General features: G+C 46.1%; 19 protein-coding genes. 9 read left to right on the forward strand and 10 right to left on the reverse strand.

Annotated elements, in window-relative coordinates:
* Window positions 1-5 precede the first annotated feature (5 nt).
* Entirely contained in the window at window positions 6-1,259 is a 1,254-nt protein-coding gene (locus MKX46_RS23235) for an aminotransferase-like domain-containing protein (protein ID WP_165145068.1), read from the forward strand.
* Between the two features lie 19 nt (window positions 1,260-1,278).
* Here the strand turns inward: MKX46_RS23235 and MKX46_RS23240 are convergent, their stop codons facing one another.
* A complete protein-coding gene (locus tag MKX46_RS23240; protein WP_209949853.1) occupies window positions 1,279-2,112 on the reverse strand; it encodes a DUF2161 domain-containing phosphodiesterase in 834 nt (277 codons plus the stop codon).
* Between the two features lie 283 nt (window positions 2,113-2,395).
* Here MKX46_RS23240 and MKX46_RS23245 point away from each other — a divergent pair, with 283 nt between their 5' ends.
* Complete coding sequence (locus MKX46_RS23245; protein WP_341071836.1) at window positions 2,396-4,291, forward strand: PrkA family serine protein kinase; 1,896 nt, start codon at window positions 2,396-2,398, stop codon at window positions 4,289-4,291.
* Between the two features lie 324 nt (window positions 4,292-4,615).
* On the opposite strand, the gene MKX46_RS23250 is transcribed toward MKX46_RS23245, so the two are convergent.
* The 7 genes from MKX46_RS23250 to MKX46_RS23280 all read right to left on the reverse strand — a co-directional run bounded on the left by MKX46_RS23250 (window position 4,616) and on the right by MKX46_RS23280 (window position 11,217).
* On the reverse strand, window positions 4,616-5,494 hold the full coding sequence (locus MKX46_RS23250) for an arylamine N-acetyltransferase family protein (protein ID WP_341071837.1): 879 nt from the start codon (window positions 5,492-5,494) through the stop codon (window positions 4,616-4,618).
* 246 nt (window positions 5,495-5,740) lie between these two features.
* On the reverse strand, window positions 5,741-6,637 hold the full coding sequence (locus tag MKX46_RS23255) for an aminoglycoside phosphotransferase family protein (protein WP_340884856.1): 897 nt from the start codon (window positions 6,635-6,637) through the stop codon (window positions 5,741-5,743).
* A gap of 18 nt (window positions 6,638-6,655) precedes the next feature.
* Window positions 6,656-7,666, reverse strand: a complete 1,011-nt coding sequence (locus tag MKX46_RS23260) for an aminoglycoside phosphotransferase family protein (protein WP_318626819.1) — start codon at window positions 7,664-7,666, stop codon at window positions 6,656-6,658.
* Window positions 7,667-7,874: 208 nt separating this feature from the next.
* Entirely contained in the window at window positions 7,875-8,423 is a 549-nt protein-coding gene (locus MKX46_RS23265) for a PepSY domain-containing protein (protein WP_341071838.1), read from the reverse strand.
* Window positions 8,424-8,541: 118 nt separating this feature from the next.
* Window positions 8,542-9,135: a PepSY domain-containing protein gene (locus tag MKX46_RS23270; RefSeq protein WP_341071839.1), complete on the reverse strand. Its 594-nt coding sequence runs from the start codon at window positions 9,133-9,135 to the stop codon at window positions 8,542-8,544.
* Between the two features lie 22 nt (window positions 9,136-9,157).
* The gene (locus tag MKX46_RS23275; RefSeq protein WP_341071840.1) at window positions 9,158-10,519 is read right to left on the reverse strand and encodes a sensor histidine kinase; all 1,362 of its coding nucleotides are present in this window, start codon (window positions 10,517-10,519) and stop codon (window positions 9,158-9,160) included.
* Window positions 10,516-11,217, reverse strand: coding sequence for a response regulator transcription factor (locus MKX46_RS23280; RefSeq protein WP_069012810.1), 702 nt, complete (start codon window positions 11,215-11,217; stop codon window positions 10,516-10,518). Before MKX46_RS23280 ends, MKX46_RS23275 begins: the two co-directional genes overlap by 4 nt.
* Window positions 11,218-11,469: 252 nt before the next feature.
* Here MKX46_RS23280 and MKX46_RS23285 point away from each other — a divergent pair, with 252 nt between their 5' ends.
* The 3 genes from MKX46_RS23285 to MKX46_RS23295 all read left to right on the forward strand — a co-directional run bounded on the left by MKX46_RS23285 (window position 11,470) and on the right by MKX46_RS23295 (window position 15,040).
* Window positions 11,470-12,156 carry a response regulator transcription factor gene (locus MKX46_RS23285; RefSeq protein WP_341071841.1) on the forward strand — a complete coding sequence of 229 codons (687 nt, stop codon included), beginning with the start codon at window positions 11,470-11,472 and terminating at the stop codon, window positions 12,154-12,156.
* The gene (locus MKX46_RS23290) at window positions 12,153-13,736 is read left to right on the forward strand and encodes a sensor histidine kinase (protein ID WP_341071842.1); all 1,584 of its coding nucleotides are present in this window, start codon (window positions 12,153-12,155) and stop codon (window positions 13,734-13,736) included. Before MKX46_RS23285 ends, MKX46_RS23290 begins: the two co-directional genes overlap by 4 nt.
* A 122-nt stretch (window positions 13,737-13,858) precedes the next feature.
* Window positions 13,859-15,040 carry a WD40 repeat domain-containing protein gene (locus MKX46_RS23295; protein WP_341071843.1) on the forward strand — a complete coding sequence of 394 codons (1,182 nt, stop codon included), beginning with the start codon at window positions 13,859-13,861 and terminating at the stop codon, window positions 15,038-15,040.
* Between the two features lie 191 nt (window positions 15,041-15,231).
* Here MKX46_RS23295 and MKX46_RS23300 read toward each other — a convergent pair whose 3' ends face one another.
* On the reverse strand, window positions 15,232-16,674 hold the full coding sequence (locus tag MKX46_RS23300; protein ID WP_069012807.1) for a SpoVR family protein: 1,443 nt from the start codon (window positions 16,672-16,674) through the stop codon (window positions 15,232-15,234).
* Window positions 16,671-17,837 (reverse strand): sporulation protein YhbH, encoded by a 1,167-nt coding sequence (gene yhbH / locus MKX46_RS23305; protein WP_029516533.1) that lies wholly within the window; start codon window positions 17,835-17,837, stop codon window positions 16,671-16,673. The genes MKX46_RS23300 and yhbH overlap by 4 nt, the downstream gene beginning before the upstream one ends.
* 164 nt (window positions 17,838-18,001) lie before the next feature.
* On the opposite strand from yhbH, the gene MKX46_RS23310 reads away from it, so the two are divergent.
* The 4 genes from MKX46_RS23310 to MKX46_RS23325 all read left to right on the forward strand — a co-directional run bounded on the left by MKX46_RS23310 (window position 18,002) and on the right by MKX46_RS23325 (window position 21,560).
* The gene (locus tag MKX46_RS23310; RefSeq protein ID WP_341071844.1) at window positions 18,002-18,715 is read left to right on the forward strand and encodes a response regulator transcription factor; all 714 of its coding nucleotides are present in this window, start codon (window positions 18,002-18,004) and stop codon (window positions 18,713-18,715) included.
* Between the two features lie 2 nt (window positions 18,716-18,717).
* Window positions 18,718-19,788 (forward strand): sensor histidine kinase, encoded by a 1,071-nt coding sequence (locus MKX46_RS23315; protein ID WP_322251397.1) that lies wholly within the window; start codon window positions 18,718-18,720, stop codon window positions 19,786-19,788.
* Between the two features lie 144 nt (window positions 19,789-19,932).
* Window positions 19,933-20,856 (forward strand): ABC transporter ATP-binding protein, encoded by a 924-nt coding sequence (locus MKX46_RS23320; RefSeq protein WP_190298922.1) that lies wholly within the window; start codon window positions 19,933-19,935, stop codon window positions 20,854-20,856.
* Window positions 20,853-21,560, forward strand: a complete 708-nt coding sequence (locus MKX46_RS23325; RefSeq protein ID WP_025723953.1) for an ABC transporter permease — start codon at window positions 20,853-20,855, stop codon at window positions 21,558-21,560. Before MKX46_RS23320 ends, MKX46_RS23325 begins: the two co-directional genes overlap by 4 nt.

Here is a 21,560-nt window from a genome sequence, read left to right on the forward strand (position 1 = left end):
TGTTCATGCAATATTCCTTTGCTTCACGAACGGCTGCGATGTTGGCTTCTCCAGTGCGTCATATCCGGGAAAATGCGAGAAGACACTCCTTTATATCTCTGGCTGAAGAATTGCCTGCACAAGAGCTGTTTCCGGTGAAGTTGCTGGAAGAAGCGGCCCATGATGTGTTTGGCTCCGGCCCTGATGCCCTCCAGTATGGTGAACCGGAGGGCTATTTTCCTTTGCGAGCATGGCTTGCGGGTGAGTGGGAACAGCGTAAAGGAGTAAGAGTACCACCAGGTCAAATCCTTCTCACGACAGGTAGTCAGCAGGCCATTGACCTGATCATAAGGCTGATGGTGGATGAGCGTGATCCGGTATTGGTCGAAAATCCTACATCTCCTGGATGTTTACAAGTACTATCTATGCAGGGTGCACAGATCGTTCCTGTAGAATCAGATGGGGAAGGTGTCATTCCTGATAAGCTTGAAGCTTTAATGATCCGTTATCGACCCAAGCTTTTTTTTGCCACGCCAACGTTTACGAACCCCACGGGCTCCTTGTGGAGCGCGGCAAGGCGGCAGGAAATTTTGGACCTGTGTAGGCATCATGAGGTACTGGTAGTTGAGGACGATTCTTATGGTGAATTGCATTTGAAGCAAAAAAATGAGTCCCATGACAAGAGTCCGCATGGTCAGAGTCGAAAATTCGCAGAGACTTACCCCTCACTATTTGCGCTGGATCATGCGGGTCAGGGCGGTCAAGTGCTCTATATCGGTTCGTTCAATAAAACCGTTGCTCCTGCGCTGAGAACGGGTTGGGCTGCTGGTCCTGCGCCGCTGATTGAAGGAATGTACGCCTTGAAGCAGTTGGCTGATATGCAATCCAGTACGATGAACCAACGGCTGCTGTTCCAATTGCTGACCAGCTCGCGTTTTCAATGGCACGAGCACTTAGCGATGCTGAACAAGGAATATTCGACTCGACTTCAATTAATCTTGGAGTTGCTCAAGCGTCCGTTTTGGAAAGACGTGACGTATCATATTCCGTCCGGTGGCATGTATGTATGGGTGCAGCTGCCCGAGGGGCTGGACAGCGCATTGCTGCTAAAGGCGGCGTTACCCAAAGGCGTAGCCTTTATGCCAGGTGCGCTATGTGCGGTTGGTAGTGAAGGCGCGTCCCATATTCGCCTCAATTTCAGCCATCCGGGCCGTGAGCAATTGCTTATGGGCATGAATCTGATCGGTGAGACGATTAGTGAATTTACTGCACGGAGCTAGCAAAAACCATCGCCCCATGTCAGTCATCCACCGTTTCCGCAGCAACGGTGGAGTAAGTGATTGGCGCTTCCGCAATCTGGCGCTGTCCACTGTCCTCGTCAAGCTCTGCGTCCATTCCAGCGGCCGTTTTAATGCCATGTTCTTGCAGTACTGCCGCATACTCGTTCAGGGCAGCTTCGCCAAACGGAGTCAGTCGATAGCGGCCGCGGGATACGCGCTCAAACCAGCCGTAGTAGTTATGCTGAAGCACGGCAGCAGCTGTGCTGACGGCTGCTATGCGAGCGAGCTGCGCCGGAGCGGCTTCCCCCAAGCTCTGCAAGGCTGCCGCTACGCGCAGCGCTTTTTCCCGATAGGCAGTGACCAGCTTGCGTCGGGTGCTGCCGCCAGTATTGTGGTCACCGCTGCGTGCGTGAAATTCCCGCAGTAGCTTTTCCTTGCGCGAGCCCGGGCGTACCGCTGCTGCATTGCGGGCATTGTCGCTAGGTAGCGCAGGGTTACACAGTACCTCAACGAGCGGCGGCTTCGTTTTGAAATGGGTGACGGTAAGCAAGCCAAGTCCTAACTGGCGGCACAGTCCCACCAGTTCGTTCCAGCGCTGATTCACGGCCCCTTTTTTGGCACGATTCCGTTCTACAGCCACATATACATTGCTGCTTAGTTTCAAACGCTGCATGCCTTGCAGCACAAGCGCCAGGTTAAACGTCTTTTTGATCTCTACAATCAGTGGTGTCTGTTGCCCTGGCTTGATACCCACCAAATCGCAGTTGCGCACCTCTCCTTTGACTTCATATCCCAAGCTCTCAAAAAAGGCTTTCACCGGAGCGTACAGCTCCGTCTCATGCCGAACCGCCATGACTTCTCCCGCTCCTTTATCCCATTATTCCGAGCTTATATTGTACCATAATGCGTCAGGTCCGCGTCGTTGTTGTATATTTTAGCACAGTGTATCCCTTGGTTTTTTCGATAAAGCAGAGAGACCTGTCACAAAAAATAGGTCAATTCTGAAATCAATCTGCATAGGTATGTATTACACTTTTTTTAAGGGGATTGCATCATATCCTGAAAGGCGTGACGAGTGTAGCCATAATCATCCGGAGTGGAGGATAGTCATTACGCAGTCATGGGAGGAACCGAGCATGAATATTTTTGAACGCGTTGCGGAGTACCGGGCGGAAAACAACCGTCTGGCCTGGAGCGGCACTTTTAGAGAGTATATTGAGATACTCAAGAAAGACCCGACGCCGGCGATGACAGCTCATGCACGGGTTTACAAGATGATTGAATCTTTTGGTGTAGAAGAGGTTGGGGGACATAAGCGATATAAATTTTTTGAGCAGGAGATCTTCGGACTGGATCGAGCGCTGGAAAAGTTGGTGGAGGAATATTTCCATTCCTCAGCCAGGCGACTCGATGTGCGCAAGCGTATCCTTCTTTTGATGGGACCCGTCAGTGGGGGGAAATCGACACTGGTCACGTTGCTAAAGCGTGGCCTGGAGAAATTTTCGAGAGCGGATCAGGGAGCCGTGTACGCGATTGAAGGCTGCCCGATGCATGAGGACCCGCTTCATCTGATTCCCCATGAGCTGCGTCCCGATTTTGAAAAGGAGCTGGGTGTACGGATTGAAGGTAATCTCTGCCCATCCTGCCAGATGAGATTGCGCACAGAATTTGATGGCGATATTGAAAAGGTCCGCGTGGAGCGGGTGTTTATATCAGAAGAAAACCGGATTGGTATTGGTACGTTCAGCCCTTCTGATCCGAAGTCACAGGATATAGCTGATTTGACGGGCAGCATCGACTTTTCCACGATTACGGAGTATGGTTCGGAATCCGACCCGCGTGCGTATCGGTTTGACGGAGAGTTGAACAAAGCAAATCGTGGACTGATGGAGTTTCAGGAAATGCTGAAATGCGATGAGAAGTTTTTGTGGAATTTGCTTTCTCTGACCCAAGAGGGGAATTTCAAGGCCGGACGGTTTGCGCTCATCAGTGCAGATGAGATGATCGTGGCTCACACCAATGAATCCGAGTATAAAAGTTTCATTGCAAACAAAAAGAACGAGGCATTGCAATCAAGGATGATTGTAATGCCGATTCCTTATAACCTGAAGGTGTCTGAAGAAGAAAAGATTTACGCCAAGCTCATTAAACAAAGTGATATGAGACATATCCACATTGCGCCTCATGCGCTGCGTACGGCTGCCATTTTCTCCGTGCTTACCCGCTTGAAGGAGACGAAGAAACAGGGGATGGATCTGGTCAAAAAGATGCGCATGTATGACGGTGAAGAGGTCGAAGGATACAAGGAAGCCGATCTGAAAGAAATGCAAAGTGAGTTTCTGGAGGAAGGTATGTCCGGGGTAGACCCGCGGTACGTCATTAATCGCATTTCTAGTGCATTGATTAAGCAAAATGTGGAATCCATCAATGCCCTGGACATTTTACGAGCAATCAAGGATGGTCTGGATCAACATGCCTCCATCACAAAGGAAGAACGGGAGCGCTATCTGAATTTCATTTCCGTGGCTCGTAAGGAGTATGACGAATTGGCGAAAAAAGAAGTGCAGAAGGCATTTGTGTACTCTTTCGAGGAATCAGCCAAGACGCTGTTTGACAACTATTTGGATAACATCGAAGCTTTTTGCAATTGGGCGAAAATTCGCGATCCGCTCACAGATGAGGAACTCGACCCGGATGAGCGGCTCATGCGCTCTATTGAGGAGCAAATCGGGGTATCGGAAAATGCGAAAAAGGCATTCCGTGAAGAAATATTAATCCGTATTTCTGCGTATTCTCGCAAGGGACGGAAGTTTGAGTATCATCATCATGATCGGCTGCGAGAAGCCATTGAGAAGAAGCTGTTCGCCGATTTGAAGGATATTGTGAAGATTACGACTTCAACCAAAACGCCTGACGCTAATCAGCTCAAACGGATGAATGAGGTGATTAAACGACTGATTGAGGAGCATGGCTACACAGGAGCCAGCGCTAACGATCTGTTAAGGTATGTAGGTAGCCTCCTGAATCGGTAAGACGAAATAATAAATAAGTACAGCATGGTGAAACTATGGATTGATCTGGATGGTGCCACACAGTTGTGAGGTTCCGATAAACGTGTTTTAGAGGGAATTCGGCAAGCACAGGGGGGTCAGGTGCCTGTCGAATTCTTTTTTTAGTATCATTAGGCAGCGGAGAGTGCCTGCAATATTGCTTCTTCGCAGGAACATACAGAGGAATTGGCTTCGTTCACGAAGCTGATAAAACATGGTGAAGGAATTGGAAATGCTACAGCACTCCTCGGAAATGTTAAAGGTGTAAGATGTGGCTTGAAGACTATCCTTACGTTGGAAGCTTTACTATTGCAATGATTCAGTCATAGACTTTTTCCATTCCATATGAGCCGCAAGTACTCTTTTCCATAACTCGTCCCGTTCCTGGTGACTGTAGTTAACGAGCGGCTCGCCAAATACATCTGCCAACACTTCCAGCCACTGCGATTTCTGATCCAGCTCTATTTTTTCCAAACCGTTTAGCCCGCGCTTTTTCCAAATACATCCTCTGAGTTCATTCGCCTCTAATGCTTGCCTTTGCCGAATCAGAAATAGGTTAAACCATGGAGATTCCGCTGAGCGGCTATAGAAATGATGTTTCGGCATGAATTCTTCCAAATCCTGAACAACCGCAGGAGCAAAATCAACGCCAACAAATGAAGCAAGCGAGTCATGCTCTAACCGCCAACCTTTTGTAACAACTCCGGATTCCATGACTTTATAATGAAGAGGAGCCTGTTCATAAGTTCCCATACGGAGTGGAAGAGGCTCATATGGCATATCGCCCAGCCCGACATCAACAATCCATACTTCATCTTCATGTTGCTCATTTAGCAAGTTCACTGTTAGTCCAAGATGAAATGAATTAATGCGTGGTTCAGCTCCCAGAGGTTGTACCCCGGCACGATGCAGAGAAACTTTGTACCCTAGTGAATATAGTAGTGCACTAAAGGCACCATTCAGATGAAAACAATAACCACTTCTCCCATGTAGAATGAGTTGAATGGATTCTTGAAAACCAATGGCTGCCGGCTTCCTTGCATAAATGTCCAATGTTTGCCATGAAAGATGTTTTACATGAGCCTTATGCAGCTCAACTAAATAGGGAAGGGTAGGAGGTTGAATTTCGGGAATTCCGATTCTGTTTAAATAAGCTTTTATTTCTTCTTTTGTCATGGTGTACATGTACAGTCACCTCTATTGTTGTTAGTTTCCCAGATTCTCTTCTCGAAACCATTGAGCATTGAGTCTTAGCATCATTGTAGAAGGGGGAAGTGCTGTTTACAATGCTATAAATTTTTGATTGTACCGGTACAGTTAGCAAGTCGATTGGCTTTAGCGGCATGCGCTTTTCCTGTAGTTGTTGTCAGAACACAAAAAAACAGACCGTTTCATCGGGTCTGTTTTTTTGTTTAGTTCCAAGCTGACCGATTATAATAGTGATCTGAGTTCACGTCGGTATTTGTTCAAATGAACGAACGAGGGAATGACTCGTTTGGCAGAACGGAAGCCGCCTATTCTGATATTGCGGACCACATGATAGGGAGAGATCAATAGTGCGTGAAGCAGATGCAAATCATGGGTGCTCAATGGACGATATCGTTGATAGTAATCTATCGCGCGCAGCATCTTTGTCCCATTCCAAAGACAATTCCGATGAAGAAGATGGGAGAGATCTTTCATCCTTACATGTAGGGAGCAATTTTCAAAGTCGATCAAATGGATTTTGAGCTGTTTGTCTTTAATCAGATTGGGATAATTATAGTCGCCGTGTATAAATGCGGCGGCTTTTTGCTCCCGAGCAATGGCTTCTCTAACTTTGGGCTGCTGTAGACGATGGGACACTTCTTCACAAAGAGCTACGAGATGTGCTGTGCCTCTGTATGGGATGAGGCGTTTTTTGTATCCAGCTATTTCATCGCTCAAGCTTTCATAACGGATTCTGGATGGCGGAGCTTCAGTGACAGGAAAGCCCATGGCACTGGAATGGAATTTGGCTAAAGTAGCAATTCCCTTTTTGAAGTCTATTCTTTTTGTGAATTCTGGTCTGAGTCCATGAACCCAATTGGTTAATGTATACGAAACACCTTCATAGGTCATGTAAGCCGTTTGTTGTACTGTTGGATAGACCTTTTGGCTGCGTGTAAACCCGCGCTCATCCAGGTAGGACAAGACACGTGTAATAAAACGGATCTCTTCTTCCGGGAATTTGTAGGGTTTTAAGCAATAAGTCGTATTAGCGGTCTCAATCTTGTGAATGTCCTTCATTTGACGGGTACGCTGAATTTTGATTCCATACATCTGCTCAACGTTCGATAAAATCGACATTTTGCTCCTCACTTTCTTTTATACATGAGCCCACTCCTGCAAAATATGGATGATTTGTAATCGAAGAGGCCACGACTGATCCCAATGGTCCAGGATTTCACGATCTCTTGAACGGTGCGGGTGTCGGGAAGCGTGCCAGGCTTCTCGTGGTAGTTTATATAAAGCCGTAACAATCTTCCGTTCAGTTCGGCTTAGTGGCTTGCGTTTTTGGTATCCCTTCAGCAAGGACTGCACAAATTCAGGATTGAATTGAGTCGTATTCATAAGGGCCTTTGCCAAATCAGCATAGACTGAGCCGATCTTAACCCGATCCCAATCAATGATTTTGAGATGACCGTCATCCGAAATAATGACATTTGGGGTAGTGATATCACTGTGTATCAAGGAGGGGTGCCGATGTTCCATCCGAAGCAGCCTTATGATGGATGCATCCTGCAAATCCTTCCATGCTCGCCTGGATAAACGTTTGCAGTTTTCGCCGTGAGCATTGTACCAGTTACGGTACGTTTTATCATGGCGACTGTTTTTTATCATTTTTCTTTGAAAAAGACGATCCTGGTTTTTCCATATCCGCAATTGTTGAATGGTCGGAGGGGACTTTACTTTATCCATCCGATGCAAGCCGGTGGAGGTGGCGTGAAGTGTGGCAAGTGCCCGCCCCAGTTTTTCGAAATCTTCAGCGGTCTCCAGTCCCCGTCCTTTGACCCACTGGCTTACATAAAATGGCGTTCCTTGATATAGAGTCCATAACTTGCCGGAATGAATGGGGAGCCATGCGGGCATGTAGGTATACTTTCTCTTTTTCAAAAGCCTTATATGGCTCGCAGCTCGTTCCATCTGTTGAATCGTATTTGAACGGACCATCTTTGTACGACTAAAAGGTTTTAATGCATAAGTTCCTTTTTTCGTTTTCACCTGGATCACTGCATTTTTTCGGTATAATGATGAGACTAAGCTTGATTTTAATGGAATCAAGCCGAAACGACGGGTGATTTTGCGAATCTGTGCTTTAGTATAGGATTTCGCCATAAGAACCTCACTTGACTTTGAATTGAAGAACAAGGTAATCCTCTGTTAGTTATCAGTCTATTCATAAGGAAATAATAGGTGCAGTTTTATGAAGCTATCTTCGTTCTTTTCTTGTGTCACATGGGTCAAAAAAAACGGAGCAGCGAAAGTTCGCTGCTCCGTTTTAATTAGCTCTGTATTTAGTTACCCTGATTATTGACCTGGGTGATTAATATTCGTTGTCATCATCTTCGTCTGTATCCACGATTGTGCCAGATGATGCATGGATTTCAAGTTCAACGGTTCCTTCGTTGGTGAGTACCTTTACCTCGTAGATGAACTGTCCATCTTCCTTATCCAATTTAGAAGACAAAAGGGTACTCCCGGGCACGTGTTTAAGCGCAATTTGCCCAGCCTGCTTTTCAGTCAGGGTGATGTGATTTGGCTTGTTAAGGATGGACTCGTCATTCGATTCATGATCAAGCTCAGAATGGGAACGGATGGTTTTCCCAGTATAAGCATCAACATCTATATCCCAATCTTTATCCCCTTGTTGGAGATCCACCTCATAGTAGACCTTTCCGTTTTTGCGCTCCAGTTCGACATCTTCAACTTGTGCATTATTCCCCATAGCTTTCTTGGCAATGTTGGCAGCGGCGGTCGCTCCAATAAGACCCGTAGGTTTAGCGGCCCATACGGCACTCGCTGAGACACCCGTAACCGTAACTCCAAGCAGAACCGTGGCTGCCATAATTCCTAATGTATAATTTTTTTTCATTACATCATTCCTCCTTGTGCTATAAGCATGAATACAGCTTATCTCTTGAACATGAGAGGAACATAATAGAATCATGAGAAAACCATGAGAAACATGAGCTAAGATGATCGTCAAATCGTCATGATTCGTCGTGCTCCTGTTTTTCTTTTTCCCAAGTTATAGAGTCAATAGAGCCCGATACTGCATTGACCTGTACTACTGCTTCACGCCCATCTTTTACCTCAACCTCAACCAGATAGTAGAGGCCTTTGTCGTTGCGATGAAGCTCAATATCATCGGATGTTCCGTTAACTGCTTGGGCAGCAAGCTTGGCTGCTTCTTTCTCCGTAATGACGAAAGAAGCTGGGTCAGGTTTATTAGTTGGATTCGATGTGTCTCTGGTTGGTGAGGTACCGGGCTTGTGGTCCTGGGGCTCCTGCTTCGCATCTGTATAAGCCTGTGTCCGCTTAATGGATTCGATGACACCGTTATAGGCATTTGCCTTTATGTCGTACTTGCCTTTAGCGTGTTCCAGCCTGATCAGATAAAAATCACCCAAGTGTTGGGATTCAAGCACCTCGCCGGGATACTGATGCAAAATGGATTGGATGATGGCCTTTTCTTCCAATGGAGAAGCTGCTAACGACCGTGCCCAAGGCCACTGTAAAAGACAAATTGTGATCAATACAGCCGCCAGCGTACCCCCAATCATCCACACATAGATGGCTTTCATCGTTATTTCCTCCTTTGGCTTATTATTTTGGAACGGCAGGGAGGATGATCGTTGCAGTTGTTCCGCTTCCCTCTACACTTTCTAGCCCAATTTGAGCATGTATAGCTTGTGCAATTCCTGTAGCCAATGATAAGCCTAGTCCAGTCCCACCTTCCTCGCGGCTTCTGGCTTCATCCACACGATAGAAACGGTCGAATACTTTAGATAACTTTTCTTCCGGGATTCCAATTCCTTGATCTGTGATTTTTATGCAGGGTTGAGTTGTGCCGTCCACGGTATCAATCATCAGGTATATCGGCTCGTCACTGTATTTGCGTGCATTATCCAAAAAGATAAATAGGAGCTGCTTCAGCTTATTTTCATCGGTATAGCCATTGCAGTCTGCCTGTACATCCAGTTGAATTTGTCGGGCGAACGCATTTTCAAATGTAGTCTTTAATTCTGTCGCGATGCTGGTCAGGCGTACAGACTCCAGCACGACATTCCACTGTTCTTCGTTTCTGGCCAACAAAAGAAGCTGCTCTGCCATGTCCTTCATTCGGATCGCCTCGGAATGGATCGCTTCAACGGATTCGGCAAAAATCTTGGGATGCTGCAACCCCCGCCGTTTGAGCAGGCTGGCATAACTTTCAATAATGGTGAGCGGCGTCTTCAATTCATGGGACGCATTAGATACAAATTGTTCTTGCCTGACGAAATTTCGCTCCAGCAGTTCAATCATGTCATTAAATGTTTCACCCATTTCGACCAGTTCGTCGCGTGATGATGAATGGAGCGGAAGACGTTTAAATTTCCCGCTGCGCTGAATTTCTTTCATCGTGCTAATCATAGATGTAATGGGACGTGTAATCAGTCTGCCGAGCAGTCTTCCCGATACCACGACAGGAATGAGCGCAATGCCAGTGACAGCAACAAGTACGATTCTGAGTACCTGTAGCGTCTGCATCGTCGGTTGCAGACTTTCGGTCACCTGGAGATTGACAACCTCGCCATTGGTCCAAATCATGGGGAGCGATACAAGAATGTAACGGTTGCTTTCATAGGTAATGATGCGAACCTGCCGTGTTTCATCAAAAACGCCCTTCATCAAGCTAAGAGATTGCTCGGAAGAAGAGGTGATAGGGGGAAGAAAGTCGCCTTCTGGTTTCATTAGCCGAAGCATGCCATCCAGCGGTACATAGGCTCGGAGAAGATCCTCAGCGGCTACGGATACCGGAGCACGTTGAATCCCACGAATCATGTTCTCTGCTGCGGCCTCTACCTGGTCTTTTCGACTGTCTATCGAAAGTTGGCTGAATAGGAAATAGACTGAGAAATGAATAGCCACAAGTAAAATCCCGAATAATAACGAGGTATACGTATGGATTTTGTTTTGTAGCTTCATAAGGATTCCTTCAGAACATAACCAATTCCGCGTACAGTATGGATCAGCTCAGGGAGCTGGCGCGTAGGGTCGATTTTATTGCGCACGTAGCGAATATACACATCGACCACATTGGTATCGCCCATATAATCTATACCCCATACATTTTCCAGTAATTGTTCGCGGCTAAGTACCTGTCGCTGGTGTCTAAGTAAATGAACGAGCAAGTCAAATTCTCGCGGTGTAAGCTCAATGTTGTGCTCTCCTCGAAGAACTTCACGAGTACCTTCATGGAGACGTAAATCCCCGGCACTAAGCCATTGATCTACCACTTGTGGAGCCATGTCTTTCGTTGCACCCACTCTGAGTGCGGCCCGTACACGTGCAAGCAGCTCTTCGATCACAAACGGTTTGGTAACATAATCATTGGCTCCTAAATCGAGTCCCTCGACCTTATCTGCAATGGAACTTTTAGCCGTCAGCAAAATGACAGGAACGTTCGCATCATGCTTACGAATCCTCCGAAGTAGCTCGATGCCATTGAGACCGGGAATCATAATATCCAGCAATACTAGATCCCAATTGCCTTTGCAATACGTCTCCAACCCATCAATTCCGTTTTTTTCTTTACATACTTGATAGCCTTCAAATTGAAGCTCGATCTCTAGAAGCCGGGCAATCTTCTCTTCGTCTTCTACGATCAAAATAGAATGTTTCATGATCATGCCCTCCTGTAGGCGAATAGCCGATACGGAAGTATTTTAGCATATACGGACAGGTAAGACACTTCAAAGCGCAAGGCAGTGAGGGAAGAGATGTTTATACTGCGTCATATTTCCTTGACATTAAAAAGAGTCAAAGTCTAATGATGGCGCTATGGAAAGTTGGAGTAACATAAGTTCAGGTCGCGGGCTTGCCCTTTGTCGCCAGGAGCGTAAAATAAAATGAAGCGAGAGCAGGGAGGGCAGGACATGGATAAGAAAATACTGATAGCGGACGATGAGGTGAGCATTCGAAATGCGCTGGCTTATGCGTTAAAGCGAGAGGGCTTTTTGGTGGAAACCGCCATTGACGGGGAGGACGCCTTGGAAAAAGTACGTTTGTTCCATCCGGATGTGCTCATACTGGATGTGATGATGCCCAAATTGGGTGGATATGAGGTGTGCCGCCGTTTGGAAAGTCGGAAGGGCATCGGTATTTTACTGCTGACGGCCAAAAACGATATCGTTGATAAGGTACTCGGACTGGAGCTGGGTGCGGACGATTTTATGAGCAAACCGTTTGATCTGAGGGAGCTGCTCGCTCGTATTAAAGCATTGGTACGGAGACTGGAGCGAGAAGGAGCACCTGCTCCGGAAGGAACAGAAATGGTACTCGGCCCATTACGGGTACGTCCGTCCAGCCGAACGGCTGAACTTGGAGCCATAGCGCTGGATCTGACCCCCAAGGAGTTTGATGTGCTGGCGCTGTTGGTATCTCATGCCGGAAGGGTGTATACACGGGACGAGCTGCTGGAGCAGGTATGGAGCTTCGATTATGTGGGAGGAACGCGGACGGTGGATATTCATATCCAGCGTTTGCGCAAGAAGCTTGAGCCACATCAGGCGATATTGCAGACCGTGTATGGTATCGGCTATAAGGCAGAGAAAATGACGTGAACGAACATCATTCACTCCATCAGCAAGAAAACTTGCGGTCCACCGACCAGCAGAAGCGCAAATGCAAACCTACAGGCTTGAGCCTGCGTTGGAAATTTCCGCTGGTACTTGCGGCTTTGCTGCTGTTTACTGTCGGTGTGCTGAGCTGGCTCGTGCTTACTGGTATTCGCGCTAACCAGACAGATCAAATGGAACGCAGCTTAAAGCGTCAGGCCGAAATTGTAGAAATGCGTGTAAAACAGTCTTACCTGTTGGGAGTGCGCCAATCACCGGAAGACTTTATGAAGAAGCAGGCACCTGGGCTCGCAGTGGAACTGGGCGTATCCAGTAATATGCGCGTTATTTTATATGATGGTCAAGGGCATGAGGTTGGCAATTCTCTACCGCTGGCTTTTAGAACAGATGTCAGCCAGGCGCTCTCCTATGCGATCCAAGGCAAAATTGCATACATTACGGAAGGAAGCGCAATCACTTATTTGGCTCCGCTTCAAGGTCCGGACGGCTTACTGGGAGTGGTACAGCTTCACAGCTCAATAGAAGCGCAGCAGCAGTTCTACCGGGCCATTGCCCACTTGTTTCTATGGACGGGGGGTGCGGTGCTGGTATTGAGCTTTATCTTAGGTTTAGGCTATGTCAGCCGCCAGACGAGGGACATCGGAAGACTAACTCGCGCTTCTGAACAGATATCGGCAGGGCATTATCCGGAAGCCAGACTGCTGCGGCGGCAGGATGAGCTGGGAAGACTGGATGAAGGAATGCTCCAGATGAGCCATGTGATCCGGGAGAGCATTACCGCGCTGGAAAACGAAAAGCTTCGGCTGGAAGAAACGGTTCAGCGTTTGAGAGAGCTAGAGCAGCAGCAAAAATCTTTTATTGGAAATATCAGTCATGAACTAAAGACCCCGTTAACCTCTATTCAAGCTTATGCTGATTTACTGGATATGTATGGGGATGATCCTGAACTGGTGCGTGAAGCGAGAGAAAGCATCAGTAAGGAAACAAAACGGTTATACGAGCTTGTCGAGGACTCGCTGCGGCTATCTGTGCTGGATAAATATGATTTTGAATTGCATACGGAGGTTGTGGAACTGCATTCGTTACTGGAAGATGCGGGGAGCCATATTCGAGGAAAAGCGGCAGCGCGTAGACTGGATTTTTCGATAGATACCGTTCCAGCCCAGGTGTGGGGAGACCCTAAGCATCTGATGCATATTGTACTAAATTTGCTGGATAATGCAGTAAAGTATAATCAAGACGGTGGATGGATTACGTTATCGAATCGGGTAGAACAGGACACTGTGATTGTGTATGTACGCAATTCCGGTCCGTGGATTCCTAGGGAGAAATGGGACATGATTTTTGAGCCGTTTGCTACTTTAAGTCGTGATCGATCTCGTCAGGACAGCGGTACGGGACTCGGTCTTCCTCTGGCGCGCAGACTGGCGGAGCGCATGGGGGGAGAGTTGCAGCTTACAGCTTCAGATTATAGTAGCTTGGAAAATGACAAAAGCCATACGAATGTAAGTGGTAATGAATTTTCGCTTAGACTTCCCCTCTTGGTTCACGATATCTCCCTGTAAACGGCCGATTGTTAGCACAGGGCTAGAATGGTGTCTTGTTTACAACTTGGAAACAATTCGATGTATTCATGAGATGTTCGGGCATTAAACTGGGGGTATCGTTAACAAGGAGGCCGTTGTACATGATAAAGAAAAACATAGACAGCTATGGGCAAAAGAACGGCTCCTCTCATCGCGAAGATTCCCGTACAAGAATTTTCAGACAGAAAGCCACGGGGCTGCTTATGATCGGCTTAATCGCCGGGGGATTGCTCAGCGGTTGCGGCATGAAGAGCACAGGAGAGACAAATCCAGCATTCGGTATGAAACCGGGCCAACAGCTTACTGTGATTGACACGGATGCAGCCCAGCAGCAAGTAACGGACGAGCTGGTAGTATCGTCTATCGACAGGCTGGGGGATGTCTACGCGAGGTCTTGGCTGAGCGACGAAGAGCTGATTGTGGAGCGTAAAACCCAGCTGTGGATTCATAATGTAGAGACAGACAAGGAGCGGATTTTAACACCAGGTCGTAAGGCTCCACAGTTACTTGCTGTGGTATCACCGGATCAGCGCCATGTCTTCTTTACTGAAGGTAGCCCCAACAGCAAATATGATATTCAGGGCTACATTTTGGAACTAAGCAGTGGTAAGGTTACATCGATTGGCAAGCTGGATATAACTAATGAAGTGAGTTGGAGCGATGAGAATCATCTCATTACAGGCACACCGGATGGTAAAATCCGACTGATTGGTCTGGACGGCAAAGCTGAAGAATTGAATTTTCAAGATCCGAATCGCTCTGAATTGATGTCTCATGTTGAAAAAGTGGGTAACGCCATATTTTATACAGGCAGTGATAAACAAGGGTATCCAGTGCTGAATCGGTTCACCCTTAATCATCCTCAGGCTGTGACCATTGCAGAGGGTGCCATGTCCTTTGCCGTGTCGCCTGACGGTGAGTCTATCGCCATTGAAAAGCGGAAATGGAATACATCCGAACCAGCCCGTATGATCATTTTGGATGAACAGGGCAAAGAGAAAGGAATTGTCGGGCAAGGTACTTTAATGAGTCGTGGAAGCTGGTCCAGTGACGGGTCCAAGCTTGCTTTTTCCATTTATGATGAGGATCAGCAAGGCATGAGAGGGCTGTATGTATTTGACCAGTCCACGGGTAAAACCACTCCGGTTACGACCAATATCCAATCTTATGACAGCCCAACGGTATGGAGCCCATCCGCCCGGTTTTTATCCATGTACCAGAACATTTCGGAAGGTGGAAAACAGCTCAATCAAAGCTATATCGTCGAATTTAAGGAAAAGTAGTAAAAGGCGTATATCCGTTTGTTCGGAATGCGCCTTTTTAAATGCAGACTGGCTATTGATTTTATATGAGAATCAATTTCATAACTCATTAAAGTTTGATGGTTGTAACTAGAAATAGACAAATTAAAACATTTTGATCTATATCTAGTTTTAATTGAAGCAGCTAGAGGTATTATGAAATTGATGCATGACTATACAAATTTACGATGATGCTTCTTACCGTCATATGAGAATAAGGCGAGCTTACCCTCAATCATCGTTTCCAAATGAACGGTGCGCCCCCACAGCTGATATACATACGGAAGCGTGCGCTCCATATATTTTAAATCTAGCTCAATGCCTTCGTACTGGTGCTTGAGCTTCAACTCGCCCGTATGCAGGTAATCTCCATCCTCGACGACGATATAAGGGGAGCCTCCATTCACACGTGAAAACACGAGCTGATCCCGTATGTTTTCCCAGGATTTATCGGTAATTTTCCAATCAGGTCCTCGTTTCTCAAACACGTACAGATCCAAATCCTCTGTCAGCTTCTTGGTCATGTAATTGCGTATAAAAGAGGTGTCTGAGTCAAACTCTCGCACCTCGAACATTTTAGCTCGACCCTCGCCCGGTTTGCGCCCTTGTCGCTCTTGCTCCTCACGGGTTGGGTTATCCCAACGTTTTTCAATATCCTCAAATATTTTCAGTCCCAAATAGTACGGGTTCAGGCTTTGCTTGGAAGGCTGTACGACGGAAGCATTCAGCATCGCAAATTCAACGGTTTCCTCCCCGGTCAAATCCAGTTCCCTTACAATCCGCTGATGCCAATAGGAGGCCCAGCCTTCATTCATGATTTTGGTCTCCATTTGGGGCCAGAAATATAGCATTTCGTCCCGCAGCATCGTCATAATATCTCGCTGCCAGTCCTCCAGTACCTCGGAGAATTCCTGAATAAACCAGACGATATCTTTTTCAGGTTCCGGTGGGAACTGGCGTACCTTAATACCCTCGGTCTCGGCCGAATCATGCTGCTTTACTGTGTCCAGTGACCACAGATCATCGTAAGGTCCGATGGGACGCTGGTGTTTTTTGGGTTCTTTTTGCTCTTTGATTTTGAGTTCCATATAGCGCTGTTTATCCAGATGCCTTGGTTTGATGAGCTGTGGGTCTACATGCTCCTGTATCGCCAGTACAGAGTCAATGAAGGATTCAACAGTCTTTGAACCATATTCCATTTCATAGCTGTTGATTCGATCTGCTGTGGCCGACATACTCTCCACCATATTGCGATTAGAAGCTGAAAAGCGGGCGTTGTGTTTGAAAAAATCACAGTGTGCCAGTACATGAGCGACAATTAGTTTATTTTGCACCAAAGAATTTCCTTCCAGCAGGAAGGCATAGCAGGGATTGGAGTTAATGACCAGCTCATAAATTTTGCTCAATCCAAAATCGTACTGCATTTTCATCTTGTGAAACGTTTTTCCAAAACTCCAGTGGCTGAAGCGCGTGGGCATACCATAGGCTCCGAACGTATAAACAATATCCGCCGGACAAATCTCATATCGCATCGGGTAGTAGTCGAGCCCGAATCCATCTGCAATCTCCATAATTTCTGATATCGCATATTCTAGCTCCTTCTGGTCGGTGCTCATCCCACCGTTCCCCCTTCCCGTTTGCGAAAAAAGGTGCGTAAGGCTTGGTATACCTCACCTTTTTCCTTGATGACATAGTACATAAACTGATCCTTCTTAATATTCTTGTAGGCTGACATCAGCGTGCTACTGCGATTATATTGATTCACTTCGCCATAGCCGAACATATTGCTCCGCTTTATAAGTTCCTCGATTAGCTTCACGCACCGCTCATTGTCCGAGGTCAGGTTATCGCCATCCGAGAAATGGAAGGGATAAATATTGTAGCTGGAAGGAGGATATCGTTTGTCGATAATCTCTAGGGCTTTCAAATAAGCGGAAGAGCAGATCGTGCCGCCACTTTCTCCGCGGGTAAAAAATTCTTCTTCCGTAACCTCTTTAGCCTCGGTATGATGCGCGAGAAAGACAATTTCCACCTTTTCATACTGACGGCGCAAAAAGCGGGTCATCCAGAAAAAGAAGCTGCGAGCACAATATTTTTCAAAAGCGCCCATTGAGCCTGAGGTGTCCATCATGGCTATAATGACCGCGTTGGATTGGGGAATGGTCTTCTCTTCCCATGTCTTGTAACGAAGATCGTCCGGACTAATATGATGAATGCCCGGTTTCCCTTCACGGGCGTTGCGGCGTAGATTTTCGAGAATGGTTCGTTTCTTGTCAATGTTCGCTTGCATGCCTTTTTTACGTATATCATTGAACACGATAGATTCAACCTCAATTTGATCCTTGTCTTTTTGCTGTAAATTCGGCAATTCCATTTCCTCGAACAGCATATCTTCCAGCTCTTCTATGCTGACTTCCGTTTCCATAATATCGTGTCCCGGCTGGTCGCCGGCTTTCTCACCTTTACCAGGCTTCTGGGAGGCAGAATCACGCCCGATGACATCTCCCACCTGACTATCTCCATCCCCTTGGCCTACATGCTTTTGCTTTTGATAGTTATAAATGAAGCGATATTCATCCAGGCTGCGAATCGGCACTTTAATAATCTGTTGACCGTCCGACATAATAATATTTTCTTCCGTTATCAGATCGGGTAGATTTTGCTTAATGACATCTTTGACCTTCTGCTGATGACGTTGCTGGTCCTGGTACCCTTTGCGATGCAGCGACCAATCTTCGCGGGATACGACGAATGAATATGGCTGGCGTGGTTCCGGCATTATTAGGCACCCCCCAAGTGGATACACGGCACAGTTTGGCCTTGTTGGTTATTAAGTATATTCACGGGGATGAACGATATGTGATGGAACTCGATTTAAATTCTGCCCGTTTGCTTTTATAATGAAAGTAAAAAATGTAAAAAAAGAATGGAGAACCTTGGGTTATGGAAGAAATTGCAGTACTTATAGTAGACGATGAGCAGGGATTGCGGGATATGCTGACAACGGTGTTAAAAAAAGAAGGGTTCCTTCAAGTTAAGCACGCTGCGACAGGTCGGGAAGCGCTGCAAGTCGTGATGGAATCGAATGTGGATGTGATTGTACTTGATGTTATGCTGCCTGATAGCGATGGGTTTGAGATATGTCGTCAAATGCGTCTATATACGGATGCCCCTATTCTTTTTTTGACGGCAAGAGATACAGATCTAGACAAATTAATGGGGTTCGGTATCGGAGGAGACGACTATATTACCAAACCGTTTAACCCGCTGGAAGTCGTTGCCCGTATGAAGGCTCGAATGAAATATCGGAAAGTTTCGACAGTGGCCATGAAACCGGCCATGCGCACTTTAGATTTTGGATATTTTCGATTGGAACTGGAATCCGGTGTGTTGTATGTGGAGGACAAGCAGGTCGAGTGTCCGGCACGTGAATGGCTGCTGCTGGTATTTTTGTGCAAGCATCCTAACCGTATTTTCAGTGTACGGCAGCTTTACGAGGCGATATGGAGCGAGGCCTTCTTGGGTGATGAGAAGACCGTAGTGATTCATATCTCCCGTTTGCGGAAAAAAATAGAACCTGATTCCCAGCACCCGCAATTCTTAATCAATGTAAGAGGGCTTGGTTATAAAATGATGTCAGTCAAGATGGAGGAATGAGGATGAACTCTCTGGTTAAGATGTCCTTCCGTTTTATGAAAGTAACGTTATGTTTTGTACTGGCCTATGTCCTATGTTTTGTTATTTGCACGATCTTATATATTTTTATAAAAAGTATATTTGGAGCATCTCAAAATATAAATATTAATCTATTCTGGACAGGACTTGGTATCGTGCAGAGTGTTGTGTTCATAGCTGCCTACGGATGGTATATAGGCAAACCTTTGGTGTATGTAATTAAATGGATTGGAAATATTGCGACGGGGGAATTCCAAGCACCGCTAAGTGAACTGGAACTACCGGAGCGCAAAAAAAATCAGAAAAATAGCTATAAACCTCCGTATCAATTGTATAAAGAAGTTTTTGAACAAATGAACATCTTATCGTCTCAATTGCGCAGCAATGAGGAAGAGAGAGTGGAATTAGAGAAACGAAAACAGCAGTGGGTAGCAGGTGTCAGCCATGATCTCAAAACACCATTATCTTATATTGAAGGATATGCGGCCATGCTGACTGCTCAAGAGTATGATTGGTCCGATGAAGAAAGAAGAAGCTTTAGTATGAGTATCAGTGAGAAAGTGACTGAAATGAAGCAGTTGATTCAGGATTTGAATGCTTCTATGCAGCTTAAGGAAAGTCCACTGCCCGTCCAATTGGAGAAGGAGGACATTGTGGAGTTTCTCCGTAGTGCAGTCATAGATATCGCTAACCATCCTTCGGCTGAGCAATACGAATTTTCTTTTACGTCCATGGAGGCGACTTGTATTATGTCCTTCGATAGCAAGCTATTAGGCAGAGCGCTGCAGAATTTTTTGATTAACGCCATCATTCATAATCCTCCAGGTACACACGTTTCCATGGAAGTGAACAAAGAGAACGATAAGCTTCATATTTCTATCGAAGATGATGGAATAGGAATGAATCCTAATGAGTGTAAGCAGGTATCTCACTCCGAAGGGCATGGAATACCTATTGCCAAAAGCTTTATTGAAGCGCACAACGGAACGCTTCATATCCTTTCAGGCAGTAAAGCGGGTACAAGGATGGAGATTTCACTGCCGCTAAACAACTAACTTTGTAACATCGAATCTCACATTTTGCAGTGTGCTCGATTTTTTTGCCTGTTGTTTAGGGACTGTTTACTTGATGTTAACTTTACTTCAGTAAACTGTATGTAACTTAAACTTCAGCATTAGAAGTCGAGAGGAGATCAGGAAGTGTCTGAATATGTAATACATACACAGCAGCTAACTAGGCGTTTTGGAAAGCGGGAATTTGTAAAACGAATAAATCTCCAGGTACCTGGACAACAAATTTATGGGTTTTTGGGACCTAATGGGGCGGGTAAAACAACCACGATTCGTATGCTACTTGGGCTGATTAAATCCACCTCCGGAGAAATTGAGATTTTTGGGAAAAAGCTGAAGGATCAGCGTATGGAAATATTAAAAGATGTTGGTTCCTTGGTTGAATCACCTGCCTATTATGCCCATTTATCCGCATATCGAAATTTGGAAATCGTTACAACCATGCGTGGACTGCCGACCCGAAGAATTCATGAAGTGCTGGATTTAGTGAGATTAACCAAGGATGCGTATCGTCCGGTAAAAGGATATTCCTTGGGGATGCGACAAAGACTGGGGATTGCTATGGCGCTTATTGCCAACCCCAAATTATTGATACTTGATGAACCGACGAATGGTTTGGACCCATCTGGTATTCAGGAAATTCGGGAGTTAATTATGAGCCTCCCTGGTGCTTACGGAATGACGGTACTGGTTTCGAGCCATTTATTAAGCGAAATTGAGCAGATTGCAACCTATGTAGGAATTATTAATCAGGGTGAAATGATCTTCCAGGGAACGATGAAGGAACTCACCGCCAAAAGCAAGCCTCAATTATTCATTGAAACCCCAGATCCTGTTCTGGCTGCCGGTGCACTGATTCAGCATGGATGGACAGCTGGAGCTGAATCAATTGAACAAAATGAGGTCGTGACTCCTATTGTAGATCGGCAACAATCTTCGGAGATGATCAAGGTGCTTGTGGAACACAATCATCCCATTTATCGGGTCACAGAGAAGAAAAAAACATTGGAGGAGATATTCCTGGAGCTGACAGGTAAGGAGCGAAGCTTATGATACTCCGGGTTATAAAGTCAGAGGGGCTTAAGCTGAAGAAAATATGCTGGTGGATTCCTCTTATACAGGGGTGTGTACTTACAGGTATGACTGCCGTGGAATGGTATCTTTACTTTCGGCAAGGACCAGGAGGTGTCTATGCTGGTTTTGCTGTTATGTTTATGTTCCTTTCGTTTGTGATGCTGCTTGGCGGTACACTTTTGGCGAGCATTATGGCCGGTACAGAGCATGATACTCAAACATGGAAGCAGCTTATGGTCATGCCTGTTCCCAGAAGCTATATCTATTTATCCAAAATTGTATGGATCGTGATTCTGCAGTTGGGTACCGCCTTGATCACTGTAGCAGGTATGAGCCTCATCTGGGTGTTATATACAAACGAACCCATTCCTTGGCGGATCATGCTGTTACAGCCGATTAATGCAAGTTTGGCTACCCTACCAGTACTTGCAATTCAACTTTGGCTGTCTACACTTTTCACTAATCAGGCATTCCCATTAGCGTTTGGTATATTCGGCTCTATTGCAAGCTTGTTTTTGGCACGCACAAGTATTCTGTGGATTAAAATATTGCCTTGGTCGTACCCTGCCCTATCAAGTCCTCTAATGAAGGAACACATGATTTGGGTAATCGTTGCTTTAAGTGCGGGAGTCATCTTTACGGGACTTGGTACATTACAGTTTACCAAGCATGAATTCAAATAG

This window comes from Paenibacillus sp. FSL P4-0113, from assembly GCF_038009305.1.
Taxonomy (GTDB): Bacteria; Bacillota; Bacilli; order Paenibacillales; family Paenibacillaceae; genus Paenibacillus; species Paenibacillus polymyxa_D.

Excerpts from the sequence above, each read along its gene's own strand:
- MKX46_RS23295 (WP_341071843.1), top strand. The coding sequence starts at position 13,859 with ATGATAAAGAAAAACATAGACAGCTATGGGCAAAAGAACGGCTCCTCT.
- MKX46_RS23280 (WP_069012810.1), bottom strand. The coding sequence starts at position 11,217 with ATGAAACATTCTATTTTGATCGTAGAAGACGAAGAGAAGATTGCCCGG.
- yhbH (WP_029516533.1), bottom strand. The coding sequence starts at position 17,837 with ATGCCGGAACCACGCCAGCCATATTCATTCGTCGTATCCCGCGAAGAT.
- MKX46_RS23235 (WP_165145068.1), top strand. The coding sequence starts at position 6 with ATGCAATATTCCTTTGCTTCACGAACGGCTGCGATGTTGGCTTCTCCA.
- MKX46_RS23275 (WP_341071840.1), bottom strand. The coding sequence starts at position 10,519 with ATGAAGCTACAAAACAAAATCCATACGTATACCTCGTTATTATTCGGG.
- MKX46_RS23260 (WP_318626819.1), bottom strand. The coding sequence starts at position 7,666 with ATGGCGAAATCCTATACTAAAGCACAGATTCGCAAAATCACCCGTCGT.
- MKX46_RS23245 (WP_341071836.1), top strand. The coding sequence starts at position 2,396 with ATGAATATTTTTGAACGCGTTGCGGAGTACCGGGCGGAAAACAACCGT.
- MKX46_RS23265 (WP_341071838.1), bottom strand. The coding sequence starts at position 8,423 with ATGAAAAAAAATTATACATTAGGAATTATGGCAGCCACGGTTCTGCTT.
- MKX46_RS23325 (WP_025723953.1), top strand. The coding sequence starts at position 20,853 with ATGATACTCCGGGTTATAAAGTCAGAGGGGCTTAAGCTGAAGAAAATA.
- MKX46_RS23255 (WP_340884856.1), bottom strand. The coding sequence starts at position 6,637 with ATGTCGATTTTATCGAACGTTGAGCAGATGTATGGAATCAAAATTCAG.
- MKX46_RS23240 (WP_209949853.1), bottom strand. The coding sequence starts at position 2,112 with ATGGCGGTTCGGCATGAGACGGAGCTGTACGCTCCGGTGAAAGCCTTT.
- MKX46_RS23300 (WP_069012807.1), bottom strand. The coding sequence starts at position 16,674 with ATGAGCACCGACCAGAAGGAGCTAGAATATGCGATATCAGAAATTATG.
- MKX46_RS23285 (WP_341071841.1), top strand. The coding sequence starts at position 11,470 with ATGGATAAGAAAATACTGATAGCGGACGATGAGGTGAGCATTCGAAAT.
- MKX46_RS23250 (WP_341071837.1), bottom strand. The coding sequence starts at position 5,494 with ATGTACACCATGACAAAAGAAGAAATAAAAGCTTATTTAAACAGAATC.
- MKX46_RS23310 (WP_341071844.1), top strand. The coding sequence starts at position 18,002 with ATGGAAGAAATTGCAGTACTTATAGTAGACGATGAGCAGGGATTGCGG.
- MKX46_RS23270 (WP_341071839.1), bottom strand. The coding sequence starts at position 9,135 with ATGAAAGCCATCTATGTGTGGATGATTGGGGGTACGCTGGCGGCTGTA.
- MKX46_RS23315 (WP_322251397.1), top strand. The coding sequence starts at position 18,718 with ATGAACTCTCTGGTTAAGATGTCCTTCCGTTTTATGAAAGTAACGTTA.